At 65.1% G+C, this 24,435-nt stretch carries 26 protein-coding genes, 2 tRNA genes and 4 pseudogenes; 13 read left to right on the top strand and 19 right to left on the bottom strand.

Annotated features, from left to right (window positions below; translation table 11 throughout):
- Positions 1 to 41 precede the first annotated feature (41 nt).
- Together H3V53_RS15800 and H3V53_RS15795 are read right to left on the bottom strand one after the other, a co-directional pair.
- Positions 42 to 1,099: pseudogene (locus H3V53_RS15800) on the bottom strand (permease).
- A gap of 322 nt (positions 1,100 to 1,421) precedes the next feature.
- Positions 1,422 to 2,474 (bottom strand): NADP(H)-dependent aldo-keto reductase, encoded by a 1,053-nt coding sequence (locus tag H3V53_RS15795; RefSeq protein ID WP_336598726.1) that lies wholly within the window; start codon positions 2,472 to 2,474, stop codon positions 1,422 to 1,424.
- Positions 2,475 to 2,644: 170 nt separating this feature from the next.
- On the opposite strand from H3V53_RS15795, the gene H3V53_RS15790 reads away from it, so the two are divergent.
- Together H3V53_RS15790 and H3V53_RS15785 are read left to right on the top strand one after the other, a co-directional pair.
- Entirely contained in the window at positions 2,645 to 4,090 is a 1,446-nt protein-coding gene (locus H3V53_RS15790; RefSeq protein ID WP_336598746.1) for an MFS transporter, read from the top strand.
- Between the two features lie 58 nt (positions 4,091 to 4,148).
- Positions 4,149 to 4,361, top strand: a complete 213-nt coding sequence (locus tag H3V53_RS15785; RefSeq protein ID WP_054926828.1) for a putative quorum-sensing-regulated virulence factor — start codon at positions 4,149 to 4,151, stop codon at positions 4,359 to 4,361.
- Between the two features lie 43 nt (positions 4,362 to 4,404).
- On the opposite strand, the gene H3V53_RS15780 is transcribed toward H3V53_RS15785, so the two are convergent.
- From H3V53_RS15780 to dusA, 3 genes are all read right to left on the bottom strand, one after another.
- The gene (locus H3V53_RS15780; protein ID WP_336598725.1) at positions 4,405 to 4,722 is read right to left on the bottom strand and encodes a hypothetical protein; all 318 of its coding nucleotides are present in this window, start codon (positions 4,720 to 4,722) and stop codon (positions 4,405 to 4,407) included.
- A 267-nt stretch (positions 4,723 to 4,989) separates the two neighbouring features.
- Positions 4,990 to 5,065, bottom strand: a tRNA-His gene (locus tag H3V53_RS15775).
- Positions 5,066 to 5,150: 85 nt separating this feature from the next.
- Complete coding sequence (gene dusA / locus H3V53_RS15770; protein WP_336598724.1) at positions 5,151 to 6,152, bottom strand: tRNA dihydrouridine(20/20a) synthase DusA; 1,002 nt, start codon at positions 6,150 to 6,152, stop codon at positions 5,151 to 5,153.
- 351 nt (positions 6,153 to 6,503) lie between these two features.
- Here dusA and H3V53_RS15765 point away from each other — a divergent pair, with 351 nt between their 5' ends.
- The gene (locus H3V53_RS15765; RefSeq protein WP_054926826.1) at positions 6,504 to 6,770 is read left to right on the top strand and encodes a hypothetical protein; all 267 of its coding nucleotides are present in this window, start codon (positions 6,504 to 6,506) and stop codon (positions 6,768 to 6,770) included.
- 368 nt (positions 6,771 to 7,138) lie between these two features.
- Here the strand turns inward: H3V53_RS15765 and H3V53_RS15760 are convergent, their stop codons facing one another.
- Both H3V53_RS15760 and H3V53_RS15755 read right to left on the bottom strand, forming a co-directional pair.
- Positions 7,139 to 7,390, bottom strand: coding sequence for a hypothetical protein (locus H3V53_RS15760; protein ID WP_336598723.1), 252 nt, complete (start codon positions 7,388 to 7,390; stop codon positions 7,139 to 7,141).
- Between the two features lie 69 nt (positions 7,391 to 7,459).
- Positions 7,460 to 7,660, bottom strand: a complete 201-nt coding sequence (locus H3V53_RS15755; RefSeq protein WP_336598722.1) for a hypothetical protein — start codon at positions 7,658 to 7,660, stop codon at positions 7,460 to 7,462.
- Positions 7,661 to 7,855: 195 nt separating this feature from the next.
- On the opposite strand from H3V53_RS15755, the gene H3V53_RS15750 reads away from it, so the two are divergent.
- Entirely contained in the window at positions 7,856 to 8,131 is a 276-nt protein-coding gene (locus tag H3V53_RS15750; protein ID WP_336598721.1) for a hypothetical protein, read from the top strand.
- A gap of 133 nt (positions 8,132 to 8,264) precedes the next feature.
- On the opposite strand, the gene H3V53_RS15745 is transcribed toward H3V53_RS15750, so the two are convergent.
- Genes H3V53_RS15745 through ssuD form a run of 4 tightly spaced genes read right to left on the bottom strand, consistent with a single transcriptional unit; the run spans position 8,265 to position 11,533 of the window.
- Positions 8,265 to 8,480: a TOBE domain-containing protein gene (locus H3V53_RS15745; RefSeq protein WP_054926822.1), complete on the bottom strand. Its 216-nt coding sequence runs from the start codon at positions 8,478 to 8,480 to the stop codon at positions 8,265 to 8,267.
- A gap of 42 nt (positions 8,481 to 8,522) precedes the next feature.
- Positions 8,523 to 9,527: an ATP-binding cassette domain-containing protein gene (locus H3V53_RS15740; RefSeq protein WP_336598720.1), complete on the bottom strand. Its 1,005-nt coding sequence runs from the start codon at positions 9,525 to 9,527 to the stop codon at positions 8,523 to 8,525.
- Positions 9,524 to 10,339, bottom strand: a complete 816-nt coding sequence (gene ssuC / locus H3V53_RS15735; protein WP_054926819.1) for an aliphatic sulfonate ABC transporter permease SsuC — start codon at positions 10,337 to 10,339, stop codon at positions 9,524 to 9,526. The genes H3V53_RS15740 and ssuC overlap by 4 nt, the downstream gene beginning before the upstream one ends.
- Positions 10,340 to 10,375: 36 nt before the next feature.
- Entirely contained in the window at positions 10,376 to 11,533 is a 1,158-nt protein-coding gene (gene ssuD, locus H3V53_RS15730; protein WP_336598719.1) for an FMNH2-dependent alkanesulfonate monooxygenase, read from the bottom strand.
- Positions 11,534 to 12,048: 515 nt separating this feature from the next.
- On the opposite strand from ssuD, the gene H3V53_RS15725 reads away from it, so the two are divergent.
- Positions 12,049 to 12,468: a hypothetical protein gene (locus H3V53_RS15725; RefSeq protein WP_054926817.1), complete on the top strand. Its 420-nt coding sequence runs from the start codon at positions 12,049 to 12,051 to the stop codon at positions 12,466 to 12,468.
- A 36-nt stretch (positions 12,469 to 12,504) separates the two neighbouring features.
- Here the strand turns inward: H3V53_RS15725 and H3V53_RS15720 are convergent, their stop codons facing one another.
- Both H3V53_RS15720 and H3V53_RS15715 read right to left on the bottom strand, forming a co-directional pair.
- Positions 12,505 to 13,626, bottom strand: a complete 1,122-nt coding sequence (locus H3V53_RS15720; RefSeq protein WP_336598718.1) for an enoyl-CoA hydratase/isomerase family protein — start codon at positions 13,624 to 13,626, stop codon at positions 12,505 to 12,507.
- A gap of 125 nt (positions 13,627 to 13,751) precedes the next feature.
- Positions 13,752 to 14,506, bottom strand: a pseudogene (locus H3V53_RS15715) (TetR/AcrR family transcriptional regulator).
- A gap of 146 nt (positions 14,507 to 14,652) precedes the next feature.
- Between H3V53_RS15715 and H3V53_RS15710 the strand changes: the two are divergent.
- Positions 14,653 to 15,648, top strand: coding sequence for an NAD-dependent epimerase/dehydratase family protein (locus H3V53_RS15710; RefSeq protein ID WP_336598717.1), 996 nt, complete (start codon positions 14,653 to 14,655; stop codon positions 15,646 to 15,648).
- 119 nt (positions 15,649 to 15,767) lie between these two features.
- Here the strand turns inward: H3V53_RS15710 and H3V53_RS15705 are convergent, their stop codons facing one another.
- Both H3V53_RS15705 and H3V53_RS15700 read right to left on the bottom strand, forming a co-directional pair.
- Positions 15,768 to 16,055, bottom strand: a complete 288-nt coding sequence (locus H3V53_RS15705; RefSeq protein WP_054926813.1) for a DUF1488 family protein — start codon at positions 16,053 to 16,055, stop codon at positions 15,768 to 15,770.
- Between the two features lie 234 nt (positions 16,056 to 16,289).
- Positions 16,290 to 16,565, bottom strand: a complete 276-nt coding sequence (locus tag H3V53_RS15700; protein WP_054926812.1) for a hypothetical protein — start codon at positions 16,563 to 16,565, stop codon at positions 16,290 to 16,292.
- Between the two features lie 220 nt (positions 16,566 to 16,785).
- On the opposite strand from H3V53_RS15700, the gene H3V53_RS15695 reads away from it, so the two are divergent.
- The gene (locus H3V53_RS15695; protein ID WP_336598716.1) at positions 16,786 to 17,010 is read left to right on the top strand and encodes a hypothetical protein; all 225 of its coding nucleotides are present in this window, start codon (positions 16,786 to 16,788) and stop codon (positions 17,008 to 17,010) included.
- 139 nt (positions 17,011 to 17,149) lie between these two features.
- Positions 17,150 to 17,503, top strand: a complete 354-nt coding sequence (locus tag H3V53_RS15690) for a hypothetical protein (RefSeq protein WP_336598715.1) — start codon at positions 17,150 to 17,152, stop codon at positions 17,501 to 17,503.
- A gap of 56 nt (positions 17,504 to 17,559) precedes the next feature.
- Here the strand turns inward: H3V53_RS15690 and H3V53_RS15685 are convergent, their stop codons facing one another.
- Both H3V53_RS15685 and H3V53_RS15680 read right to left on the bottom strand, forming a co-directional pair.
- Entirely contained in the window at positions 17,560 to 17,892 is a 333-nt protein-coding gene (locus tag H3V53_RS15685) for a DMT family transporter (protein WP_419539503.1), read from the bottom strand.
- Between the two features lie 9 nt (positions 17,893 to 17,901).
- Entirely contained in the window at positions 17,902 to 18,399 is a 498-nt protein-coding gene (locus H3V53_RS15680) for a heme-degrading domain-containing protein (protein ID WP_336598714.1), read from the bottom strand.
- Positions 18,400 to 18,639: 240 nt separating this feature from the next.
- On the opposite strand from H3V53_RS15680, the gene H3V53_RS15675 reads away from it, so the two are divergent.
- The 5 genes and pseudogenes from H3V53_RS15675 to H3V53_RS15655 all read left to right on the top strand — a co-directional run bounded on the left by H3V53_RS15675 (position 18,640) and on the right by H3V53_RS15655 (position 22,448).
- Positions 18,640 to 18,716 (top strand) — tRNA-Met (locus H3V53_RS15675).
- 227 nt (positions 18,717 to 18,943) lie between these two features.
- Positions 18,944 to 19,489: a zinc ribbon domain-containing protein gene (locus H3V53_RS15670; RefSeq protein WP_054927147.1), complete on the top strand. Its 546-nt coding sequence runs from the start codon at positions 18,944 to 18,946 to the stop codon at positions 19,487 to 19,489.
- A gap of 16 nt (positions 19,490 to 19,505) precedes the next feature.
- Positions 19,506 to 20,244, top strand: a pseudogene (aat, locus tag H3V53_RS15665) (leucyl/phenylalanyl-tRNA--protein transferase).
- Between the two features lie 150 nt (positions 20,245 to 20,394).
- Positions 20,395 to 21,234: an arginyltransferase gene (locus H3V53_RS15660; RefSeq protein ID WP_336598713.1), complete on the top strand. Its 840-nt coding sequence runs from the start codon at positions 20,395 to 20,397 to the stop codon at positions 21,232 to 21,234.
- Between the two features lie 182 nt (positions 21,235 to 21,416).
- Positions 21,417 to 22,448, top strand: coding sequence for a quinone-dependent dihydroorotate dehydrogenase (locus H3V53_RS15655; protein WP_336598712.1), 1,032 nt, complete (start codon positions 21,417 to 21,419; stop codon positions 22,446 to 22,448).
- Between the two features lie 73 nt (positions 22,449 to 22,521).
- Here H3V53_RS15655 and lepB read toward each other — a convergent pair.
- A pseudogene (gene lepB, locus H3V53_RS15650) lies at positions 22,522 to 23,221 on the bottom strand (signal peptidase I).
- A 126-nt stretch (positions 23,222 to 23,347) separates the two neighbouring features.
- Positions 23,348 to 24,355, bottom strand: coding sequence for a Gfo/Idh/MocA family protein (locus tag H3V53_RS15645; protein ID WP_336598711.1), 1,008 nt, complete (start codon positions 24,353 to 24,355; stop codon positions 23,348 to 23,350).
- Between the last annotated feature and the right edge of the window lie 80 nt (positions 24,356 to 24,435).

Raw genomic sequence — 24,435 nt, 5'->3', positions numbered from 1 at the left:
GGGTTTTACGACTACAGCGTGTTCGTTCGTACCGTCGTCGCTCAAAAACCGAGCGACACGGCCAGCAATCCGCCGACGACGCCGAACGCCACCACCGCTACGGCGACGATCGTCAGCACGCGCGGCCGGAACGAGCGCGCGAGCATCGCGAGCGACGGCACGCTGACGGGCGGCAGCGTCATCAGCAGCGCGCCCGCCGGACCGACGCCCATGCCGAGCGAAAGCATCGCCTGAATGATGGGCACCTCGCCCGCCGTCGGGATCACGAACAGCATGCCCGCGACGGCCAGCGCGACGATCCAGAACAGATCGTTGCCGACTTCGGGGCCAACCTGCGGGAAGATCCAGGCGCGCGCGGCGCCCAGCAGCAGGATCAGCACGATGTATTCCGGCACGAGACGCACGGCCATCCGCACGAAAATCGACAGCCAGCGCGCAAACGGATTGCCCGTGCGCTGCGCATCGGCGAGTTCGATGAGTCGCGCGTCCGCAGCCTGTGCTTCGTCCGGCGTGACAAGCCGGTTCACCAGATAGCCGAGGCCGAACACCATCGCGACGCCGAGCACGAGCCGCAGGCCCGTCCACTGCCAGCCGAGCACGAAGCCCATGAAGACGAGCGTCGCCGGGTTCAGCACCGAGTTGCCGAGCCAGAACGCGATTGCGCCGCCAGGCGAAGCCTGCCGCTCGCGCAGCCCCGCGACGACGGGCGCCGCGCAGCATGTGCACATCATCCCCGGCAGCGCCAGCAGACCGCCCGCCGCGACGCTGCCGAAGCCCGTCTTGCCCAAGAGGCGCGCGACCCAGTGCGCGGCAGCAGCGCCTGCACGGCCGAGCCGAGCAGCAGGCCGAGCACCATCGCCTGCCAGATCGCCTTGCCGTATGCGAGCGCGTAAGCGAGCGCCGCGTTCCACGACGGCGCGGGCGGACTGGACGCCTGGCCCATCAATATCGATGCACCGATGGAGTGTGTGGATGCCGCCGTGAATGCGCGGTTGTAGTACGGAAACCATTTGACGTAGAACAGCCCCGCAATGGCGAGCAGCACGAAAATGGGCCACGTCGAGGCGGCGGGTGAAGGAGTGGAACGCGTGGTTGTCATCGTTGTGCGTGGGTCGTTATCCTGGGCGCGGCCCCGTGGCACGCGGGCCGCGTTCGCGCGCCCGCGTGCCGGGCATCCGCGCGCGTCAGTGCGCACTGTACAGGAATGGACGGTCAGCCGTAAAAAGGGGACGCATCGCGCGCAGAAGCAGTGCAGCGCGGACGTGCCGTCTGCCGCGAGCGCGCCATCGTACGCGAGTTGCGACGTGCCGTGGGGCTTGACGGTGTTCGGCAGCGCCCGTCGGCTTGCAGAGATGTGCCCACGCGTCGCTCCGCTGCGTGACGTACGGGTGCTGGGCGACGGACGCCTGCCGGCAACGCGCTCAGGGCGCGGGGTTCGGCTGCTGCTCGTGCAGCGCGTCGATGTCGGCGAGCGCTTCGGGCGACAGCTTCACGTCGACGCTGGCGATGTTTTCCTTCAGTTGATCGAGCGATGTCGCGCCGATCAGATTGCTCGTCAGGAACGGCCGGCTGTTGACGAACGCCAGCGCGAACTGCGCGGGCGAGAAGCCGTGGCGCTTAGCGAGTTCGACATAGCGCGTCGTGGCCTGCACGGTGTGCGGCTTGCTGTAGCGCTGAAAACGCTCGAACAGCGTGATGCGCGCGCCCGCTGGCCGCGCACCGCCCTCGTATTTGCCCGACAGCCAGCCGAACGCAAGCGGCGAGTATGCGAGCAGACCGACATGGTCGCGATGCGTGAACTCGGAAAGCCCGGCTTCGAAGGTACGGTTCAGGAGGCTATACGGATTCTGGATCGACACGATGCGCGGCAAGCCCAGTTTTTCCGACGCGCGCAAAAACTGCGCGACGCCCCACGGCGTTTCGTTCGACACGCCGACATGACGCACCTTGCCCTCCTTCACGAAACCGGCGAGCACGCTGAGCGTTTCCTCGATGGGCACCGTGTACGCGTCGTCGATCCACGGATAGGCCGAACGGCCGAACGTCATCGTGCTGCGGTCGGGCCAATGCAGCTGGTACAGATCGACGTAATCCGTCTGCAGACGCTTGAGGCTGTCGTTGAGCGCCTCGGTGAGATTCTTGCGGTCGAACTGGTTGCCTTCGCCCCGAATGTGGCGCGGGTTGTGCGGCTGACGCGCGGGCCCGGCGATCTTGGTCGCGAGCACGATCGTCTCGCGCTGGCTGCGATGCCGCGCAAGCCACGTGCCGATGTAGCGCTCCGTCGAGCCTTGGGTTTCCGGGCGCGGCGGCACCGGGTACATTTCAGCGGTGTCGATCAGCGTGACGCCGTGGTCGAGCGCGTAGTCGATCTGCTCGTGCGCTTCGCGCTCGGTGTTCTGCTCGCCCCATGTCATCGTGCCGAGACCGATCACGCTGACCTGCACGTCCGTATCGCCGAGTCTGCGGTATTCCATCGTCAGTTCCTGTTCGCTCTTGTTTGTCCGGTGCCGGGTGGCAAATCGCCAAACCGCGAAATTACCACGTCCGCGCGCCGCGCGTGCGTGGCTAGAATGTCGGCTGGCGCGCAAGGCTTGCGGCCGGTTTTCGATGCGCTTACAACCTTTCGATCTGGAGTCTGATGTCGATGCGAGAAACGCCGCCTGCACCAGCGAGCCACGCGGCGCCTGCGAACGGGCGCCCGTCGCTGATCGTGACGCTGGTGGCGGCGGCGTTTTTCATGGAGAACCTCGACGGCACGATCATCGCGACGGCGTTGCCGCAAATGGCGCGTTCGTTCGACGTGCATGCCGTCGATCTGTCGATCGGCATCACGTCGTATCTGCTGACACTCGCCGTCTTCATTCCGATCAGCGGCTGGGCCGCCGACCGCTTCGGCGTGCGCAACGTGTTCACGGCGGCGCTTGCCGTGTTCACGGCATCGTCGGTGGCATGCGGGATGACCGACGGGCTCGTCGAGTTCACTGCGGCGCGTGTCGTGCAGGGCATCGGCGGCGCGATGATGGTGCCCGTCGGTCGTCTCGCCGTCCTGCGCGCCACGCCGAAAGACGGTCTGATGCGCGCCATTTCGATCATCACGTGGCCGGGGCTCGTTGCGCCCGTCATCGGTCCGCCTCTCGGCGGCTTCATCACGACGTATTCGTCGTGGCGCTGGATCTTCTATCTGAACGTGCCGCTCGGCATCATCGGCATGGTGCTCGCGTGGCGCTTCATCGGCACGGAAACCGACAAGCAGAAGCGTCCGTTCGACGGCATCGGCTTCGCGCTATGCAGCATCGCCGGCACGGCCATCATGTATGCGATGGAGCTGCTCGGGCGCGCCGGCGCGCCTTGGCGCGAGGCGCTCGCGTTTCTTGCGGGCGGCCTTGTTGCGGGTGTGGCTGCGCTGTTCCATTTGCGCCGCAGCGCGCATCCTGTTGTCGATCTGTCGGCGTTTCGCGTGAAAACATTTGCCGTCGCGATGGGCGGCGGGTCGCTGTTTCGCGTGTCGATCAGCGCGGTGCCGTTTCTGCTGCCGCTCATGTTCCAGCTGGGCTTCGGCATGAACGCGTTTCACTCGGGACTGCTGACGCTCGTCGTATTCGCGGGCAACCTGTCGATGAAGCTCGTGACGACGCCCGTCATGCGCCGGTTCGGTTTCAGGCGGGTGCTGCTCGCAAACGGTGTGATCGCTGCACTGAGCATCGCGGCGATGAGTTTGCTGACAGCCTCGACGCCGCTCCTGCTGACGGCCATCGTGCTGTTCGCGAGCGGCCTGTCGCGTTCGCTGCAGTTCACGGCCGTCAACACGCTCTCCTTCGCCGATGTGCCGAAGCCGCAAATGAGCGGCGCGTCTACGCTGTCCAGCACGCTCACGCAAATGACGATGGGCATGGGCGTCGCGCTCGGCGCGATGGCGATGCGGCTCGCCGCGTGGCTGCACGGACACGCCGCGCAGTCGGTGACGCCCGCCGACTTTAGCCTGGCATTCGTGCTGGTCGCCCTCGTCGGGCTCGTGGCGATCGTCGACGTGTTCGGGCTGGAACGCGATGCGGGCGCGCATGTGAGCGGGCATCGGCGGGAGCGGGCTTGATGGTTTCTGTCTGGCAGAATAGCCGCGTTGAACGTGTTGCGTTGGATGGCGCCTGGAAATGAACGTCGAACAGTTTGAATTGCTCGTCACGCGTACGATGCCGTTCGGCAAGTACAAGGGCCGCGTGATCGCCGACCTGCCGGGACATTATCTGAACTGGTTCGCGCGCGAAGGCTTTCCGCCCGGCGAGATCGGCCGGTTGCTCGCGCTGATGCACGAGATCGATCACAACGGGCTCAAAGGTATCCTCGACCCGCTGCGGAAGAAATAACGAACGCGTGGCCTACGCGCTTGCCGACGATCAGCGAAGCAATCTAGCCAATCGCATCGGCGTCGGACACGTCGGCGCCGCCCTTGCTCGGCTCCACGGGCAATAGTCCGTTGGTACGAAACGCCGAGATGATTTCTTCGACGGTCGCGTCCTCGAGCAAGCGCCGGCCAGCCGCCTTGCGCTGTGCATTGGTGACGTCGATTCCTCGTTGGAGATCGGAGGTTTGGGCCGCGATATAGACAGCCATCCCGTACCCATAGCGCTGGGCAAGATCGCTGCTGAAAAAGTTCTTCATGGTCAGATATTCGACGTCCGTCTGACGCGCTCTACCGCGCCGGACGGAACGGTCGCGCTGCGTCACTTCACGCTGTTCGGGAACGGTGCTATGGGATTGGCGTGTTCCAGGTCACGTCCGCATTCTCGGCAATCGCGCGAAAAACTTGAGCGTGCGATGCATCGCGACCTCTCCGGAGATGGAGATAAGACGTGACGCCGTCAGTTCACGTTTCAAATGGCGGCGATGTTGTACCGTCCAAAACATTGGCCAATGCGTTTCCGCTTGCGGAATCCACGAACAAAAACGGCACTGTGAAATCACAGTGCCGTTTTGTTGAAAGCTTGAATTCTTTGGGGTGGCTGATGGGACTCGAACCCACGACGACAGGAATCACAATCCTGGACTCTACCAACTGAGCTACAGCCACCACTGCACTACACTTTCGCTACCAAGCGCTGCTCAGCAACGAAGAAGCGAGATTATACAAACACGTATCGTATTTGCAAAGCCCTTTATTCAAAGATTTCGCTGGGCTCGCGCAAATGCTGTCGCGCTTCGTCGAAAATCGCGAGATCGCGCGCCGCAAGCTTCTTGTTGTCCGACAGCACGCGCCGCCAGCCGCGCGCACCCGCCACGCCGCGGTACAAGCCGAGCGCGTGGCGCACGATCGCACCGAGATAGGTGCCACGCGCGAGCTCGGCTCGGCAATACTCGACCAACTTTGCTTCCGCTGCTTCGCGCGTCGGCGCGCCTTGCGTCGAACCGTAGAAACGCGCGTCGACATCGGCGAGCACATACGGGTTGTGATACGCCTCGCGACCGAGCATCACGCCATCGACATGCTGCAGATGAGCATCGACTTCATCCAGCGTCTTGATTCCGCCATTGATGATGATTTCGAGCTGCGGAAAGTCGCGCTTCAAGCGGTACGCGTAGTCGTACTTCAGCGGCGGAATCTCGCGGTTCTCTTTCGGGCTCAGGCCTTTGAGTATCGCGTTGCGCGCGTGCACGATAAACACCCCGCAGCCCGCCTCCGCAATCGTGCCGACGAAGTCGCGCACGAACGCATAGTCTTCGACGGCATCGACGCCGATCCGATGCTTCACCGTCACCGGGATCGACACCGCATCGCGCATCGCCTTCACGCAATCGGCGACGAGCTGCGGCTCGTTCATCAGACACGCGCCGAACGCGCCCCGCTGCACGCGCTCCGACGGGCAGCCGCAATTCAGATTGATCTCGTCGTAACCCCACTGCTCGCCGAGTTTTGCCGAATGCGCGAGATCGTCGCGCTCGCTGCCACCCAATTGCAGCGCCACGGGCGCTTCGTTGGCGGCAAACGCGAGATGACGCTCGACGTCGCCGTGGATCAGTGCGCCCGTCGTCACCATCTCTGTATACAGCCAGCTGTGCCGCGTCAGCGTGCGGTGAAACGAGCGGCAGTGGCGATCGGTCCAGTCCATCATCGGCGCGACGGACACGCGGCGAGGACTGGTGGCGGGCTTCGGTTGCATGGGGCGGCGGACCAAAAAGAAACAGACAGAAACGAACGAAATGAACCCGCGATTTTACCGCAAGCTGCCGCCGATACCCTCGTTTTGCGCCGCAACAACCCTGGAAGCCCATGATTTGCTTGGGGTTTTTTCAGTGCATCGGCACGGCTTATAAGGGCGCATACGCGTGAAAGCCCCGTCTGGCGGGCGTCGCCGCATTGTTCCTGATCTCAGAATAGTAATTTCAAATTATCGGCACAAAAATTCGATAGTAGGGGTATACACTGCCTTCCATCGACGTTGCGAACAGATCGCAGCAAAACGCAGCAAGCCGCAACGTCTTACTGAATCAAACATTACGGAGAGTTCACCATGAAGACCAAGCTTATCGCCGCAGTTCTGATCGCCGCTTCCGCCACGCTGGCTGCTCCCGCTTTCGCAAGCGGCTACGGTCCGGCTCCGCATTACAACCCGACGGTCGGCGCGCCCGCTTCGCAACAAGGCCAGAACACGCAGACGCTGGCAGCCGAAGCCCAGCAAGCGAACGCAGTCGCTTACGGCGGCGTGCAAAACGGTTCGTCGCAAGCCGGCAAGCATGAGCCCGTCACGGGCCCGGGCTCGGTGTTCTTCGGCCATTAATCTGGTCACGAAGCCGGACGCAGGATTCATAGCAGGCAGTAGCAGCAAGCAGTAGCAGCAGGAAGCACCACTGGCATTACCGGGCAGCACAGGAAACACGCAGTTCTCGCAGTATCAGTGAGCAGTTCGAGGTTGCAGTTCCAGCAGTGGCAGTACCGCAGTTGAAGGCGTAGTCAAGCAGTACCGTTGATGGCGTAGTAGAAGTTGCAGTATCTGGAATGACCAAGCTGTTGAAGTTGCCGTACCCCTGTTAGTTCACGCAGTCTGTTGTTGCAGGTGTAGTCGAGCCGGATGTTCTCCACGGAGCATCCGGCTTTGTTTTTTGCGTTTGCGCCGTCTGCGTGCGCACATGCGCACTAGCCGCTCAGCTACCCGCCCGCAGCGAGCAGTTCGACATCGATCGCCTCGCGCGCCGCGCGAAATCCCGCTTCCGCCGCGGCGTGCTCGGTCGGCCAGAACCTGTCGATATGCACGAGCCGCCAGTCCAGCATGATAGTGTCTTGCTTCAGCACGCGAAAATGCGCCTTCACGCCCGTCAGCACCTGCTCGACGGCGACCTCCATATCGAAGTCCTTATAGCGCTCCTGGTAGTCGCCCATGTCGATGCCTTTCGGCTCCATCGCGTGCCCCTCGTGTGATGTGACCTTGGCTGGCTATGAAACTGATGAAACGGCAGACGCGGAATGCGCTCAATCGCAGTCGCCCGTCAGATACTTCCTGCCGTCGCAGGTAATCTCGACGCCCGTGCCCTTCCCCGATTTCGCCACCAGCCCCGCGCCCAGCAGCTCTTTTTCGACGACGGGCTCGACGGGCGGCGGCGTTTGCCCCGCGCCGATGTCGTTCAGTTGCCGCAGCGTATCGATTGCACCTGCACTCAAGGACTTTGACATCGCAGCCTCCGCAGTCGTGTGCGGCGCCCGCCCGCATGGCGACGCGCCCATCGATGGTCAATTCATGCTAGCACTTCCAGCCAGCCTTGCCGGACGCGTTGCATCGCCGAACGGGCGATAAATGCGCGCGCAGCCGCGCCAGGGGCTGGCACGCGCCTAGCGACAGTGAAGAAAAACCAACCCGGAGAAAACGCGATGATTCCGACCCTGTTCAAGCACCGGCACGATGGATGGGCTTTGCGGGCCGCGGCTGCCCTGCTCGCCACGTCGGCGGGCGTTGCGTCGACGGCCTGGGGCCAGACCGTCGCGCCGCAGGCCGGCGGCACGCCGATGGTCAAGCCGCCGCCCGCGGCGGCCTCGGGCGCGGCGAGCGCGACCAACCCCGACAACATGCCCGTCAAGACACCGCGCAAGCCGACCAACGACGACATGACGCACAGCCCGCCCGCCAGCGCGACGAATGCGAAATAGCGGGCACGCCGACGCGCGCGGACGAAAGCGCTCCTAAACAGCAGCGTAAACAGTGCGCGACAGGCCGTCCCCAACGAACGCTCCCGAAGCGCTCTGAAAGGGCTCCCAAAACGCACCTGCGAGCCAGCGCGCCTCACAGACGCGCGATCGACACCTCCGTCGATTTGACCAGCGCGACCACTTCCGCGCCAACCTTGAGTTCGAGTTCGTCGATCGAGCGCGTCGTAATCACCGACGTGACGATGCCGAACGGCGTCTCGACATCGACTTCGGACACCACGGGTCCGCGAATGATTTCTTTCACCTTGCCTTTGAACTGGTTGCGTACGTTGATCGCGGAAATGCTCATATCGGATAGCTCCGTGGGTCGAAAAAAAATGTCGTGAGCGGCTCAGACCGCCCAGCGTATGTCGCGGGCATGCACGCGATGTGCGTCGCGCCGTGCGTCGGTTTCCGGTGCATCGGCGCCCGCTGCGCGCGTCTTCATCACGCGCTGCAATACGTGTTCTTCCAACCTCGCGAATGCCGCCGATGCGCGCACGCGCGGACGCTCGAGCGGCACCCGCTGGTCGAGCGTGATCCGCCCCGCTTCGATCAGCAGAATGCGATCGGCGAGCGCGACGGCCTCCTGCACGTCGTGCGTGACGAGCAGCGCCGTGAAGCGATGCTCGCGCCACAGCCGCTCGATCAGCGCGTGCATTTCGATCCGCGTGAGCGCGTCCAGCGCGCCGAACGGTTCGTCGAGCAGCAGCAATTGCGGCCTGTGCACGAGCGCGCGCGCCAACGCGACGCGCTGCCGCTGGCCGCCCGACAGTTGCGCGGGCCAGTCGTTCGCGCGCTCCAGCAGACCGACTTCATCGAGCACGGCGCGCGCATCGTCGCGTGACGAGCGGCCAAGGCCGAGCATCACGTTCTGCAGCACGGATTTCCACGGCAACAGGCGCGCGTCCTGGAACATGATCCGCGTGTCGAATGGCTGCGCGCCGTCAGCGCGCTTGTCGAGCGCGCCCGAACTGGGCGCTTCGAGCCCCGCGACCATGCGCAGCAACGTCGACTTGCCGCAGCCGCTGCGTCCGACGATCGACACGAAGCTGCCCCGTTCGATCGACAGGTCGACGTCCGTAAGCACCGCACGCTCGCCATAGCGCTTGCCGACGCCGCGCAATTGCACCGAGATGTCTTGGTCTTTCGCGTCGCGTGCGTCCTCGCGCACCGTGCCCGCGTGGCTCGCGTCCGACGCCGTGATCCAGTCGTGCAGCGACACGGCATCGCGTTCGATCGCGGCAGCGGCTGCTTCCGTCGATGTGCGATCGTGCGTGCGCGGCTGCTGCAGCTCCGCTTCGAGATCCGCGCCCGCGACGCCGCCAAACGACGCCGCCCCTGTGCTCGCGCTCATGTCTTCGCTCCTCGTTGATAGGCGGGGTGCCAGCGCAGCGACGCGCGTTCGAGCGCTTTCGCGAACATGTCGGCGAGTTTGCCGAGCGCCGCGTACAGCAGAATCCCGACCACGACCACATCCGTTTGCAGAAACTCGCGCGCGTTCATCGTCATGTAGCCGATGCCCGACTGCGCGGAAATCGTCTCGGCGACGATCAGCGTGACCCACATCAGCCCGAGCGCGAAACGCACGCCGACGAGAATCGACGGCAACGCACCGGGCAGGATCACGTCGCGATACAGCGCAAAGCCTTTCACGCCGTAGCTGCGCGCCATCTCGATCAGATTCGCGTCGACGGAACGGATGCCGTGATACGTGTTCACGTACACCGGAAAGAACACGCCGAGTGCGACGAGAAACACCTTCGCCTCCTCCTCGATGCCGAACCAGAGAATGACGAGGGGAATCATCGCGAGCGCGGGGATGTTGCGGATCATCTGCACAGTCGTGTCGAGCGCGACGTCGACGGGCCGAAAGAGCCCCGTCGCGAGCCCGAGCGAGAAACCGATGCCGCCGCCGATCGCAAAGCCCGACAGCGCGCGCCACGTGCTGACCTTGACGTCGGCCCACATTTCGCCCGACTGGATCAGCGACCACGCCGCCTTCACGACAGCAAACGGCTCAGGCAGCACGCGCGTCGACAGCACGCCGCTGCGCGCGGCCAGTTCCCAGCCGGCGAGGATGACAAGCGGCACGATCCACGGCGCGACCTTCCGCGCGAGCCGCGCAAGGCCGCCGTTTGCCTGGCCGCTGATGGAAACACTCGACATAAAACAGCACTCCTTCGATGACGCGTCGCTCCCGCTTCAGCTTTGCGAAGCCTTCGGCGCATAGTGGTTGCCGACGATCTCGCCGAACGGTCCCGACAGCGGACCGCTCGCGCTCGCGCGCTGACGTCCCGGCAGCAACGGGAACACGAGTTCGGCAAAGCGATACGACTCCTCCAGATGCGGATAGCCGGACAAGATGAACGTTTCGATGCCGAGATCGGCGTATTCCTTCATGCGCGCCGCGACCTGTTCCGGACTGCCGACGAGCGCCGTGCCCGCGCCGCCGCGCACGAGGCCCACGCCCGCCCACAGGTTCGGATGGATCTCGAGATCCTTGCGCGTGCCGCGCTTGCCGCCGTGCAGCGCCGCCATGCGCCGCTGGCCTTCGGAGTCCATCTTTGCGAACGCGGCCTGCGCGCGCGCAATCGTGTCGTCGTCGAGCTTGCTGATGAGCTTGTCGGCGGCCGTCCACGCTTCGTCTTCCGTCTCGCGCACGATCACATGCAGCCGAATGCCGAAGCGGATCTTGCGGCCATGTTCGGCTGCGCGCGCGCGGATGTCCGCGATCTTCTTCGCGACGGCTTCGGGCGGTTCGCCCCAGGTCAGATAGGTGTCGATGTGCTCGCCCGCCATGTCGTGCGCCGCCGGCGACGAGCCGCCGAACCACAGTGGCGGATGCGGGTTCTGCACGGGCGGATACAGCAGCTTGCCGCCCTTCGACTTCAGATGCTTGCCGATGAAATCAACGCTCTCGCCCTGATGCGCGCTCGTCAGCAGCCCGCGCCAGATGCGCAGGAATTCGTCGGTGATTTCGTAGCGCGTGTCGTGATCGACGAACAGGCCATCGCCTTCGAGTTCGGCGGCATCGCCGCCCGTCACGACGTTGATCAGCAGCCGCCCGCCCGAGAGCCGGTCGAAGGTCGCCGCCATCCGCGCCGACAGGCCCGGCGACGCGATGCCCGGCCGGATCGCGACGAGAAACTTCAGGCGCCGCGTGACGTGAATCAGGCTCGACGCGACGACCCATGCGTCCTCGCACGAACGGCCTGTGGGCAGCAGCACGCCTTCGTAGCCGAGCGTGTCGGCGGCGACGGCGATCTGCTGGAAGTAATCGAAATCGGCTGCCCGCGCGCCTTGCGATGTGCCGAGATAACGGCTGTCGCCATGAGTCGGAATGAACCAGAACACATTCATTTGCTGCTCCTGCATTGTTCGTGTGATGTCGTGGAAGGCGGAACCGGCTGCGCCGTGCGCGAACGCGCCCGACAGGCGTGAGCGCGCCCTGCCGCGCCAATCGCGCGGCGATTCGATAACGGGTAATGGGAGAAGAGCGCGTCAGCAGCGACAGCGCAACGAAGACGCCGCGAAGCAGGCGCGAATCGGCATTGGAAGAAACATCGCGACGGGTTCTCTCATGTGAATCGATCTGATGGACGCGCACGCCGCGCACATCACGCAAGCAACGCCGCTGTCTGCATGGGAAAACAGTCTATGGACCGCGCTGTTTCTTTTGAACGATTTTTTTTTAGCTTAGGTTTTCCACTTTCGTGCTTTACCTGATGCTGGAACATACGCCGCCGACGGCGTTGTCCGCGCGCGGGCACACCAAACGCGCGGCACGCCGCCGATATAATGGCGCTCGTTTCCGATCAACCCGTGCGTGCGCTGCTGCCATCCGTCAGCGGCGCCCGCGACCGTCGCCGTCAAGCATGCAAAAAATCATCCTGCCGTTCGTGTCCGGCTTTCTCGCGTCGCTGTTCTTTCACGAGTCGACGCTCGCGCTCCTGCACGCTGCCGGCCTCATCGACCCGACAGGGTTTTCGACCGCGCCGTTCATGCCCATCGGCTTGCCGGAATTCATCGCGAACGCAATCTGGAGTTCGGTATGGGCCGTGCTGATGGCGTGGCTGCTGCGCGTTGCGCCCGAGCGGCCCGCGCCGTGGATTCCCGCGTTCCTGTTCGGCGGCATCGTGCTGACGGCCGCGAGCGTGTTTGTCGTCGATCCCATTCGGGGCATCTGGCCGACGGGCAACATCCTGCCGCGCCTGGCGCTCGGCTTCGCGTCGAATGCCGTGTGGGGCTGGGGCGCGCTCGTGTTCATGCGCGCCTTCATGGCGGGCGAAGAGTGAGTTCGGCCGCGCCCGGCGGGTCAAGACGTTAAGACGCTAGCCCTGCAGGTCCCGCAGCGGATGCTCGTTGGCAGGCCACGGGCTCTCGAACATCCTCTCGACGTCGGCGCGCGTCACGTCCTCGATGCGCGCGAAGCGCCACGCGGGCTTGTTGTCCTTATCGATGATGCGCGCGCGGATGCCTTCCGCCGCGTCGCCCCGCTCGAATGACGAGCGTGTCAGATCGAGGTCGCGGCGCAGCACCTCTGCCATCGTGCCTTCGGCGCGCGTCACGGCCTCGAGCGACACTGCCATCGAAAGTGGCGAACGCTCGCGCATCATGGCCCCCGTCTGCTCGGCCCAATCGGCGTGGGCGCAATCGCCTTCGCGCTCGAGCGAGCGGATGATCCGCGCGACGTCGGGCAGCGCGAAGTGCTTGTCGATCAGCATGCGCGCGTCGGCCAGCGGCGACGTGCCGGGCGTCGGCACGACCTTGTGCGCCTGCGCCGCTTCGCGCACGTACGCGACAACCTCCGAACCCAGCGCAAACGGCTGCGACTTCAACCGGTCGAGCAGCGCGGGAATCGCGTCGTCGGGCAGCCAGGCATCGGCGAGGCCCGCATAGAGGGCGTCGGCAGCACCGATCGTGTCGCCCGTCACGGCCAGATACCGGCCGATGGCACCCGGCGTGCGCGCGAGAAACCAGCCCGCGCCGACATCGGGGAACAGTCCGATGCGCGTCTCGGGCATCGCCATGCGCGTCGACGACGTGACGACGCGCAATCCGCCCGTGCGATGCGCGCCCTGCGAAATCCCCATGCCGCCGCCCATTACGACACCGTTCATCAACGCGATATAGGGCTTCGTGTACGTGAAGATCGCGTGATCGAGCCGGTATTCGTCGATGAAAAAGGTATCGACGGCGTCGCCGTAGCCGCGTCGGAAAGACTCGTACAGATAGCGGATGTCGCCGCCCGCGCAGAACGCGCGCGCGCTGGTGCTGCGCACGACGACGGCGAGCACGTCGGGATCATCCCGCCATTGGTCGAGCGCCGCGTGCATCGCGTGCATCATGCCGAGCGACAGCGCGTTGAGCGCCTTCGGCCGGTTCAGTTCGATGAAGCCAATGCGGTTGGCGACATGGACGATCAGTTCGTCGTGCGATTCAGGCGTCGACATGGCGAATAACGGAAGCGGGTGAATGAATATGCACATGCAACATGAGCGCAGGACGCAAACGGTAGCACGCTCCGTTGACTTCTTCAGGCACCCGGGCTCGCCGGCTGTCGGTGGCGGATAGCGCCTTATGCCGTCTTCGTTCTGGCGGATGGCGCGCGGCGCCGTTTCGGCGCTGCCGTGCTCGCGGTTGCGGTTGCGGTTGCGGTTGGAGTTACGGCTGCGTGTGCGATTGCAGGCGCGGCATCGGCCGCGACGGCTCCCGTCCATGCCTCCTGCGCCGCTCCGAACCACGCGACGAGCGCGGCATCCACCACGGCATCGAGCGGCGCGCGCGGGAACACAGGGCAAGTCAGGTGCAGCGCGACGATGCCATGCAGCGTCGCCCAGAACGCCTCGGCGCACACGTGGCTGTCGGGCGCGCCGGGCAGCCGCCCCGCCGCCTTCAACGCGTCGATCGAATCGACGAGCAGACGGAACGCGGCATCGCCCGATTCGTCGTCGGCGGACTCGCCGGCCAGCGCCGCGCCCGTGTAAGACGGATCTTCCATGAAGATCAGCCGGTACGTTTCGCGGTGCGCGACGCCGAAGCCGACATACGCGCGCCCGATCGCCTTCAGCCGCTCGGCGGGATCGGCGATGGCGGCAAGCGGCTCGAAGGTGGCGAGGATCTGCGCGTAGCCTTCGGCGCATAAGGCGCGCGCGATCGCGTCGCGACTGTCGAAGTGCAGGTACAGCGTGGCGGGCGAATACTCGATCGCGTCGGCGATCTTGCGCATCGACAGCGCGCCAAAGCCCTCGCGCATGACGATGCGCGCGCGGCGTCGAGGATGCGTTCCCGCAGTTCCACTTTTTGGCGAGTCTTTCTTTCAGCGATTCCCATGCGAGCAATTTTCCCGTTGACAAACTGAAAAGTCAAATTAAACTGAACACCGTTCAATGAACATCGTTCAGTAAATTTTCAGCAATCATCGCTGCCGGCGTCCAACGCGGCAGACAGGTCGGAGGCCGCGCTTGCGGGAGACAATGATGGAAAAACGCACGGAAAACGCAGCACAGATCGGCCTGTTCGGCGCAGCAGGTGCCGCCGGGCAAAGCATTGCTCGCGCGCTCAGCGCGGCGGGCCGCTCCTATCGCGTGATCGGCCGCGGCGAGGCCGCGCTGAAGGCGTCGTTCGGTCACGACGGGCTTGCGGACATCGTCACCTGGAATCCCGATGCCCCCGCCTCGATCGCGGCAGCGGCGGAGGGACTGCAGACGGCCGTGTATCTCGTCGGCGTGCCGTATCACCGTTTCGACCAGCATCCCGTGCTGATGCAAAAGACGCTCGCCGGGCTGCGTGCGGCGGGTGTGCGGCGGCTCATCCTGATCGGCACCGTCTACCCGTACGGTCGCGCGCGCAGCCAGCCCGTCACCGAATCTCACCCGCGCGAGCCGCATACATTCAAGGGCAAGATGCGGCTCGCGCAGGAAAATCTCGTCATCGACGCGCACGGGCGCGACGGCCTCGAAACGCTGGTGCTGCGTCTGCCCGACTTCTATGGTCCGGGCGTCGAGCGCAGCTTCCTGCACGGCGTGTTCGACGGCGCGGCGAAAGGCACCCGCGCGCAGATGGTCGGCCCCATCGACGTGCCGCACGAATTCGTGTTCATGCCCGATGTCGGACCGGTCGTCGAACGCTTGTCGCGCACGCCGGAAGCGTTCGGGCGCGTGCTGCATCTGGCGGGCGCGGGCACGATCACGCAGCGCGCCATCGCCGAACGCGCGTACGCGCTGGCGCGGCGCGAGCCGAAGCTGATGGTGGCAGGCAAGACGACATTGCGCATCGCGGGCCTCTTCAACCCGATGATGCGCGAACTGGTGGAAATGCATTACCTGCTGACGGACCCCGTCGTACTCGACGACTCGGCGCTGACGGGCCTGATCGGCCCTGTCACGAAGACGTCGTATGAAGCGGGCATTGCGCAATCGCTCGCAGCCGCGCAACGCGCCGCCGCGCGGCATCCGGGCGCACAGGCGGCATAGCGCGGGTTAGCCGCGCTGGCAGGAAAGCGTCGCGAGGCTCGGGCAACAGCCGCATCGAGCGATGCCATGTGGAATGCGCATCGCGTCGCGGATCTCGCAAGGTGCGCGCGATCTGCGCGCTACGTGCTTGCCAGATTGCCAGGCGGAAAGTGGCCGCTCTTGAGCAGCACAGGCGTGCCGTTGCTGATCAGCAGATGCTCGCGCGCGACGGCTTCGATGCGCTCGCGGCCTGCGTCGAATGCGCGGCGCCAGCCATCCGTATCGTTCGCGTCGGCGCCGAAGTGATCTTCGAGCGCTTCGACGGAAATCGCGCAGGGCACCCTTTCGCCGTCGACCAGCGCCGGAAACACCAGCGTCAGATTGAAATCGCGGTAAGCGGGCGCGTCCGCGGGAAAACGAATCTCCATAGTGACCTCATCAGGACAATCCGGCGTTGAAGGCGAGCCGCCGCGTCCATGCATGCTGCGCGACGGACGCACGGCTGGCCCGATCAGCGCGCCTATGGTACTCGTCGCGGCATACGCCGGTCCAGCACCGGTCGTGTCCGCGTCGGCGTGGCGGCCGCGCGTCGTCTGCGCCCGTTCTCCCCTCATTCTTCACCTTCGATGCGAGCCTGCCGCGAGCCGCGCCGGACAGCATCGCTATTCGCCATCCAGCAGCCGGTCGACGTACGCGCGCCCTGCCCGCTCCACGTAGACGAGCGCCTCGTCTTCCGTTGCGAAGCGATGCTCGTCGCCCACTTCGATCAGCGTCTCCATCCGGTGGGGATCGTCCGGCCCCCGCTCCGACAGACTGACCGACCCGACATACAGTCCTTCGCGCTCGCCCGCGCGGCGCGCCTGCTCGTGCGGCGGCACGAGCCGCGCCGACGCACTGATGTAAAAGCCCCGGTAGGGCCCGCTGACCCGCTCTGCCATACTCGCCTCTCGCTCGCTGTGATAGCGCTTCGTTGAATCGAAAGCACGCGGCACGCCCCGTGCAATACACGGTAAGTCTGCGCGTCGCGCGATAAGTTCTGCCTGCCGGGCCAGCCGCGCGCGCGGCGCCGCGCTAGCCGGGGAACGGGGCGCGCGGCGCGCCCGGCTGCAAGCGCACTGGCGGCGCACCGCCTGCAATTTCCGGACGCGAACCGACGATATGGGAAAATATTTTCTTCGAGAGCGCGAGATCGCCGAACCGGACGCGGCCAATGCATGGTTCGCGTACGCGGAAAGTCACGGCGTCGACATTCCGAAAGCAATCAGCATCTGGGAAGACGCCGCGACGCAGGAAGGGGCCGCAAGCCGGCGCCTCGTCGAACAGGCGGGCATCCGCATCGATCCGTCGGATACGGGACACGCCGCCATCCGGCCGGAAGCCTGAGGCGCCCGGCAGCGCGCAGCCCATCGACGCAAGTGCGACGCTGCGCACTCGCGGACGGCACGGACCGCGGCACAGGCAACCCGCGCGTCGGCTGCGCTTCGCCGCTCTCTACTACTGACTGGTTCTTGAAGGAAACACAATGAAGTCGATCGAACGGCGCGCGCGCCACCCTCTCGTTTCCCACGCGATCCGTGCCGCGGCGCTGTCGCTCGCCGTGCTCGCGCTCGCGAGCCTCGGCGCATGCGCATCGTCGAACACGACCAAGCTGATCAACCTGCCCAACGGCGAGACGGGTTTCGCCGTCAGCTGCAGCGGCGCGGACGCGAGTTCCAGCTGGGCGTCATGCTACGTCCAGGCGGGCAAGGCCTGCGGCGCGACGGGCTATGACATCGTGTCGAAGGACAACGACGAAGGCGGCACCGCGGGCGGCAGCATTTCGAACGTGGTATCGGCGAACGTGAAGAACCGCTCGATGGTGATTCGCTGCAAGTGAGCGCGCGGCCGCCTGGGGCGGGCGTGTCGGCTTCCCGATCGCCGCGGCGGCCAGAATCAATGCGCCTGCATCGTCGAGAACAGATTGAGGACGACGACGCCCGCGACGATCAGCCCAAGCCCCGCGACGGCGGCGAGATCGGGCACCTGCCCGTACATCACGATCGCGACGAGCGTGATCAGCACGATGCCGACGCCCGACCAGATCGCATACACGATGCCGACGGGCAGGCTCTTCAGCGTGAGCGAGAGGCAGTAAAACGAAATGCCGTAGCCGAGCAGCACGACGAGCGCGGGCACGAGGCGCGTGAAGCCTTCCGACGCACGCAGCGCCGAAGTCGCTATCACTTCGGCGACGATGGCGACCGCGAGCAACGCATAAGGAGGCACGCGCATGCGTCACGCCTTCGCAAGCGCGAGCTTGCTGTAGTCGTGGCCGAGATGCGCGCACAGCGCCTCGACGACGAGCTCGTGATCGGCGCGTTGCGGCAGTCCCGACACCGTCACCGAGCCGATCACGCCCGCGCCCTTCACCGTCAGCGGAAAGGCGCCGCCGTGCGATGCGTATTCGGATACGGCGAGGCTGTGCTTGTCGGCGAGCGTCGCATTCGACTGCTGCAGCGTCAGGCCGATGGCATACGAACTGCGGCGGAAATGCGCGACGGTATTGCTCTTGCGGCGCGCCCAGTTGACGTTGTCGGGCGTCGCGCCGTCGAGCATCGAGAAGAACAGCGGTTGACCGAACGTACGGATGTCGATGGCCAGCGCCATGCCGCGCGCCTTCGCGATCTCGTGCAAATAGGCGCCGAGCTGCCACGCCGTGTCGGCGTCGAAATGAGGAAAGACGAGCGCGTGTTCTTGCGCAGCAATCGACTGCAAATCGTGAGCGATGTCCATGACGGGTCGGGAAAATGTTGATGGAGGCGCGCCACGCGCAGACGACCGCGCAGCCCGGAAGAACGGCGATTCTAGCGCACGCACCGCGTGCGTCACGACCATGCTCTCACAACGTCGGCGGGCGTTCGAGGCGCCTGTCGCGGCAAGCCAGATCGCCGTCGCTTTCGATACTTTCATGCCGATTCTTAAAAACCCATTGCAGCTGCCCTGCGTTTGTCATATAATCTTTTCTTCGACGGACGCGGGGTGGAGCAGTCTGGCAGCTCGTCGGGCTCATAACCCGAAGGTCGTAGGTTCAAATCCTACCCCCGCAACCAGTTCAATCTGGTCATCATGTTTCAGATCTCCGTCGCATCATCAAACCCGCCCTTGGCGGGTTTTTTGTTTTTCGCGCCTGGTTTTTCGCGCTTGCATACTTCTGTTCTGGCTTGGATGGAATGCGCGGCTCGCCCGCGTTTCACGGCATTGAATGCGCGCGTCCGGGCGTCGTCGTGAATCCATCGCCCGGTGATACACTCCCATCACCGTTTCCCATCCCCTCCCTATGAAATTCTGTTCCGTCTGCGGCCACGCGGTGAGCCTGAGCATTCCGCCCGGCGACAACCGGGAGCGCTTCGTCTGCGCGAGCTGCGGCACCGTGCACTATCAGAATCCGCGCAATGTGGTCGGCACCCTTCCCGTGTGGGACGACAAGGTGCTGCTGTGCCGTCGCGCAATCGAACCCCGCTACGGTTACTGGACGCTTCCCGCGGGCTTCATGGAAATGGGTGAGACGACCTCGGAGGCCGCCGCGCGCGAAACGCTGGAAGAAGCCGGCGCGCGCGTCGAAGTGCAGAACCTGTACACACTGTTGAACGTGCCGCACGTGCATCAGGTGCATCTGTTCTATCTGGCGCGGCTGCTCGATCTCGATGTCGAAGCGGGCGAGGAAAGCCTCGAAGTGCGCCTCTTCGAAGAGCACGACATTCCTTGGGACGAGATCGCGTTCCCGACGGTCGCGCAGACGCTGCGCTTCTTCTTCACCGACCGCGCGTCGGGCAACTACGGCCTGCACACGGGCGACATCTTCCGCTCGCTGCGCGACGGCTGAGCACGACCGCCGCCGCATGGTTCCCTGGCTAGGCCCCGACGATCCCTTTCCGCCTGTCGAGCGCGCGCTGTCCGCATCGAGCGGCGCGCCCGGACTGCTCGCGGCGAGCGCGGACCTGTTGCCGTCGCGTCTGATCGACGCGTACCGGCGCGGCATTTTTCCGTGGTATTCGGACGGCCAGCCCGTACTGTGGTGGACCCCCGACCCGCGCATGATCTTGCGCCCGCGCGAGTTCAAGGTGTCGCCGTCGCTGAAAAAAAACGCTCAAGCGCGTGCTGCGCGACGACGCATGGGAAATCCGCGTCGACGCCGACTTCCCCGCCGTAATGCGCGCCTGCGCGCTCGCGCCCCGTCACGGCCAGCGCGGCACGTGGATCACGTCGGATGTGATCGACGCGTACACGTCGCTGCACCGGCGCGGCGACGCGCACAGCATTGAAACATGGCACGACGGAAAGCGCGTGGGCGGACTGTATGGCGTGTCGTTCGGCAAGATGTTTTTCGGCGAATCGATGTATGCCGAAGTCACGGATGCATCGAAAATCGCGCTTTCCGCGCTCGTCTTTCACTTGCGACGTCACGAAATAGAAATGATAGACTGCCAGCAGAACACGTCGCATCTGGCGTCGCTGGGCGGCCGCGAGATTGCGCGCAAGACGTTCGTCGCGCATGTGCGCGCCACTGTCGATGCCGCGCCCGTCCCCTGGCCGTTCGACAAAACCGTCCTGCGCGATCTTTTTGCAACGGCAGCGTGATGCGCAAGCGCCGTCGACAGCAGGCGGCGCCGCATGCACGATTTTCGTCATCGACGTGTCCGTCGGGCGCGCTGCAAGCCGAATCCACCTGCCAGCAGTCGCCCGGTTGGCAAATCCGGCAAAACCAGAAACGCTTCGAGAGCTGCTAACGTGACTCACCCGAATGAGCTGCCGCTTTCACCGCTTTCGGCGCTGCAATTCTATGCAACAGCGCCTTACCCCTGCAGTTACCTGGACGGGCGCGTCGCGCGCTCGCAGGTCGCGACGCCCAGCCATCTGATCAACTCCGACGTCTACACCGAACTCGTGCGCGCCGGCTTTCGCCGCTCGGGTGTGTTCACGTACCGGCCCTACTGCGACGGCTGCCGCGCGTGCGTGCCCGTGCGCGTGCCCGTCGAGCGCTTTACGCCGAACCGCACGCAGCGACGCGTGTGGAAAAAGCACGGCGGCCTGATCGCCACCGTCGCGCCGCTGCACTACGACGAAGAGCATTACGCGCTTTACATGCGCTATCAGTCGGCGCGTCATGCGGGCGGCGGCATGGACCGCGACAGTCGCGACCAGTACGAGCAGTTCCTGCTGCAAAGCCGGATCAACTCGCGGCTCGTCGAGTTTCGCGAGCCGGCCAACCCCGGTTATGCGGGTCATCCGGATATGCCCGGCGTCCTTCGCATGGTCAGCATGATCGACATTCTCGGCGACGGGCTGTCGTCGGTGTACACGTTCTTCGATCCCGACCAGCCGCACAGCAGCTTCGGCACCTACAACATCCTCTGGCAGATCGAGCAGGCGCGCAGCCTCAAGCTGCCGCACGTCTACCTCGGCTACTGGATCCGCGAAAGTCCAAAGATGGCGTACAAGGCCAACTTCACGCCGCTCGAAGGGCTCTTCGATGGCGTGTGGAAAGTACTCGATCCCAACGCGCAGGATCTGCCTCTCATCGACGCGGCGAAAAACGGCCCGCGCGCGACGCGTATCGAACGCGGTTGAGCGAGCCCGTCCGTTGTCTGCCGGATTGTCTGCCGGGTTGTCTGCCCGTTTGTCCGCCCGGCTTCCCGCTCGCGACGCCCGCCTCGCCGCGCGACGGAGCATCGAAACCGAAACGTCGATAGCCGCCGCGCCGAACCGTTAAAATAGCGGGTTATCATTTTTCAGCCGCCAGGCGCCCCGCCGTGTTCAGTTCCCTTTATCCGCTCGTACGCGCCCAACTTTTCCGCATGGACGCGGAAGACGCCCACCATCTGACCCTGCGCCTGCTCGGTGCCGCCGGGCGCACCGGCATCGCGGGCGCGCTTGCGCCGCACGTGCCCAACGCGCCGCGCACGGTGATGGGCCTGACGTTCAAGAATCCCGTCGGTCTGGCGGCGGGTCTGGACAAGGATGGCGCAGCCATCGACGGTCTGGCCGCGCTCGGCTTCGGCTTCATCGAAGTCGGCACCGTGACGCCGCGCGCGCAGCCGGGCAATCCGCGTCCGCGCATGTTCCGCCTGCCGGCGGCGAACGCCGTCATCAACCGGATGGGCTTCAACAACGCGGGCGTCGACCAGTTCGTGAAGAACGTGCAGGCCGCGCGCTATCGCGGCGTGCTGGGGCTGAACATCGGCAAGAACGCCGACACGCCGATCGAGCGCGCCGCCGACGATTATCTCTACTGCCTGGAGCGCGTCTATCCGTTCGCGAGCTACGTGACAGTGAACATTTCGTCGCCGAATACGAAGAATCTGCGCCAGCTGCAGGGCGCGGACGAACTCGACGCGCTGCTCGCCGCGCTGAAAGACAAGCAGCAGCGTCTCGCCGACCTGCACGGCAAGCTGGTGCCGCTCGCACTGAAGATCGCGCCTGACCTCGACGACGAGCAGGTGAAGTCGATCGCGGACACGCTGCTGCGCCACAAGTTCGAAGGCGTGATCGCGACCAACACGACGCTCTCGCGCGCCGCCGTGCAAGGCTTGCCGCATGCCGACGAAACGGGCGGACTGTCCGGGCGCCCCGTGTTCGATGCATCGAACGAGGTGATCCGCAAGCTGCGCGCGGAAGTCGGCACCGACGTGCCGATCATCGGCGTGGGCGGGATTTTTTCAGGCGCGGACGCGCGGGCGAAACTCGATGCGGGCGCGTCGCTGGTGCAGCTTTATACGGGCTTCATCTACCGCGGCCCAGCGCTCGTGGCCGAATGCGCCCAGGCGCTCGCCCAACACCGCTGAGACCCGCCGGCCGCGCGGCCGGCTTTCCTGTCCGCACGCGCGACGCGCGTCTCTACACGCGCCAGTGCAGCGTTTAGCGCGCCGCCAGCGCATCGAGCCGCGCGCCGAAGCGTTCGAAACGCGGCTCGTAGTAGTGATCCGGGTCGAGCGAAAACGCGATCCGGCGCGTGCGGCCCATCAGTTCGCTGCGCGGGAAGAAACCGAAATACCGTGAATCCGCGCTGTCGTCGCGATTGTCGCCGAGCATCAGATACTCGCCCGCAGGCACCCGCACGGGGGCGAACGAACTGCGCGGACTCGGCGCGAGCTCCGACAGGCGCACCGCATGGGGCAACGCCGGCGCCACGCCCGCGAAACGCTCGCTCAGGTAGTCGCCGGGCGAAGCGGCATCGCCCGGCAGCGGCGCCACCGCCAGCGGCTGATAGCTCGCGCGCACGCCGTTCACGTACAGACGTGTCGCGCATCGCGACGATATCGCCCGGCAGGCCGATCAGGCGCTTGACGATCAGTTCACCCGCCGCCGCCGAATCGATCGTCACGATGTCGCCGCGCTGCGGCTCGTGCAGATGCACGAGTGCGATATGCGTGAGCGGAATGCGCAGATCGTAGGCCATCTTGTTGACGAAGATGCGATCGCCCTCGCGTATCGTCGGCAGCATCGAGCCGCTCGGCACGACGTTCCAGTCGGCAATCGCACTGCGAAACAGCACCATCAGCACGATGAATGCGGCGAGACCCTTGTACTCGCGCCACAACCTGCCCAGCATGCGCATCGTTGCGCTCCTCGAAAACGGCGTGGATCAGGAAGGAAAACGAAAGCGGCCAGTTGCGTTTTCATCCACGCGTCGCACGCAGCCGGCGATGCCGATGCTACCACCGCGCGCGCCCGCCGCGCCGCGTCACTCGCAAGGAAAGCGCAGGCCGAGCGTCGCGCGCGCCGCATCGGCCATGGCGATCATCTGGCGCGACTTCGCGTGCGTCATGATCGGGCTTTCGATCTGCCCTGAGCGAATCAGTTCGCAGAAGTGCGCAGTCTCGTAATTCAGGCCGCCGCCTTCGAACGGCGCGTCGAGCTCGACCACGCGGCCGTCGACATAACGCACCGTCGCGCGCGCCGGGTTCCACCAGTTCTCGTGGATCGTCACGTGGCCTTGCGTGCCCGCGATGAACGCATCGCCCTTGCCGGCCAGGTCGAGCCCGCAGAACAGCTGCGAGATACCCTTTTCGTGCCGGCTATTGAGGCTAGCGAACGTATCGACACCCGTCGGGCCGAGCCGTCCGATGGTCTGCACGTCGAGGGGCGCGCCGAGCCAGTCGACGGCGAGAAACATCTCGTAGATGCCGATGTCGAGCAACGCGCCGCCCGCCATCGCGAACGACAGCGACGGGTGATCGTCAGGCACGCCCGGCACCGAGCAGCCCGCGCGCACGAGTCCGATCTCGCCGATGGGATCACGGGCAAAATGCGCGCGCAGCTTCTCGTAGAGCGGATAGAACGGCGGCTTCATCGCCTCCATGAACAGGCGCTGCGACGCGCGCGCCGTGCCGATCACGCGATCGAGCTGCGCGGCGTTGACCGTCGCGGGCTTTTCGCACAGCACGTGAACGCCCGCCTCGAGCGCTGCGCACGCGTAATGCGCGTGGCTGTCCTGCATCGTCGCGATATAGAGCGCGTCGATGCCGCTTCGAAGCAGTGCGTCGAAGCTGTCGAGGGCTTGTGTGAGGTGCTGCTGCGCAAACGTTTCAGCGCTTTCGAGGCGGCGCGACCAGACTGCCGTCAGCCGCGTGTGGGGAACATGAGCGAGGCTCTGCGCGAAACGGTGGGCGATGCGGCCAGTGCCGACGATGCCCCAGCGTAGTGTCGCGTGCTGCCCGGAATGGTCGTCGTGGGTTGCTGCGTGATTCATTGGTCGCCAGAACTCCGTCTATCCAGTGAGTGACAGCCGACATTGTCGCCGATGTCGCGTATCACCTTGCCGGACAGCCG

The organism is Paraburkholderia bengalensis (assembly GCF_037126505.1).
Taxonomy (GTDB): Bacteria; Pseudomonadota; Gammaproteobacteria; order Burkholderiales; family Burkholderiaceae; genus Paraburkholderia; species Paraburkholderia bengalensis.
This window is presented reverse-complemented; position numbering and strand designations above follow the sequence as displayed.

Coding starts and splice junctions, on each gene's coding strand:
- H3V53_RS15795 (WP_336598726.1), bottom strand. CDS start 2,474: ATGGAATACCGCAGACTCGGCGATACGGACGTGCAGGTCAGCGTGATC.
- H3V53_RS15790 (WP_336598746.1), top strand. CDS start 2,645: ATGCGAGAAACGCCGCCTGCACCAGCGAGCCACGCGGCGCCTGCGAAC.
- H3V53_RS15785 (WP_054926828.1), top strand. CDS start 4,149: ATGAACGTCGAACAGTTTGAATTGCTCGTCACGCGTACGATGCCGTTC.
- dusA (WP_336598724.1), bottom strand. CDS start 6,152: ATGCAACCGAAGCCCGCCACCAGTCCTCGCCGCGTGTCCGTCGCGCCG.
- H3V53_RS15765 (WP_054926826.1), top strand. CDS start 6,504: ATGAAGACCAAGCTTATCGCCGCAGTTCTGATCGCCGCTTCCGCCACG.
- H3V53_RS15760 (WP_336598723.1), bottom strand. CDS start 7,390: ATGGAGCCGAAAGGCATCGACATGGGCGACTACCAGGAGCGCTATAAG.
- H3V53_RS15755 (WP_336598722.1), bottom strand. CDS start 7,660: ATGTCAAAGTCCTTGAGTGCAGGTGCAATCGATACGCTGCGGCAACTG.
- H3V53_RS15750 (WP_336598721.1), top strand. CDS start 7,856: ATGATTCCGACCCTGTTCAAGCACCGGCACGATGGATGGGCTTTGCGG.
- H3V53_RS15745 (WP_054926822.1), bottom strand. CDS start 8,480: ATGAGCATTTCCGCGATCAACGTACGCAACCAGTTCAAAGGCAAGGTG.
- H3V53_RS15740 (WP_336598720.1), bottom strand. CDS start 9,527: ATGAGCGCGAGCACAGGGGCGGCGTCGTTTGGCGGCGTCGCGGGCGCG.
- ssuC (WP_054926819.1), bottom strand. CDS start 10,339: ATGTCGAGTGTTTCCATCAGCGGCCAGGCAAACGGCGGCCTTGCGCGG.
- ssuD (WP_336598719.1), bottom strand. CDS start 11,533: ATGAATGTGTTCTGGTTCATTCCGACTCATGGCGACAGCCGTTATCTC.
- H3V53_RS15725 (WP_054926817.1), top strand. CDS start 12,049: ATGCAAAAAATCATCCTGCCGTTCGTGTCCGGCTTTCTCGCGTCGCTG.
- H3V53_RS15720 (WP_336598718.1), bottom strand. CDS start 13,626: ATGTCGACGCCTGAATCGCACGACGAACTGATCGTCCATGTCGCCAAC.
- H3V53_RS15710 (WP_336598717.1), top strand. CDS start 14,653: ATGGAAAAACGCACGGAAAACGCAGCACAGATCGGCCTGTTCGGCGCA.
- H3V53_RS15705 (WP_054926813.1), bottom strand. CDS start 16,055: ATGGAGATTCGTTTTCCCGCGGACGCGCCCGCTTACCGCGATTTCAAT.
- H3V53_RS15700 (WP_054926812.1), bottom strand. CDS start 16,565: ATGGCAGAGCGGGTCAGCGGGCCCTACCGGGGCTTTTACATCAGTGCG.
- H3V53_RS15695 (WP_336598716.1), top strand. CDS start 16,786: ATGGGAAAATATTTTCTTCGAGAGCGCGAGATCGCCGAACCGGACGCG.
- H3V53_RS15690 (WP_336598715.1), top strand. CDS start 17,150: ATGAAGTCGATCGAACGGCGCGCGCGCCACCCTCTCGTTTCCCACGCG.
- H3V53_RS15680 (WP_336598714.1), bottom strand. CDS start 18,399: ATGGACATCGCTCACGATTTGCAGTCGATTGCTGCGCAAGAACACGCG.
- H3V53_RS15670 (WP_054927147.1), top strand. CDS start 18,944: ATGAAATTCTGTTCCGTCTGCGGCCACGCGGTGAGCCTGAGCATTCCG.
- H3V53_RS15645 (WP_336598711.1), bottom strand. CDS start 24,355: ATGAATCACGCAGCAACCCACGACGACCATTCCGGGCAGCACGCGACA.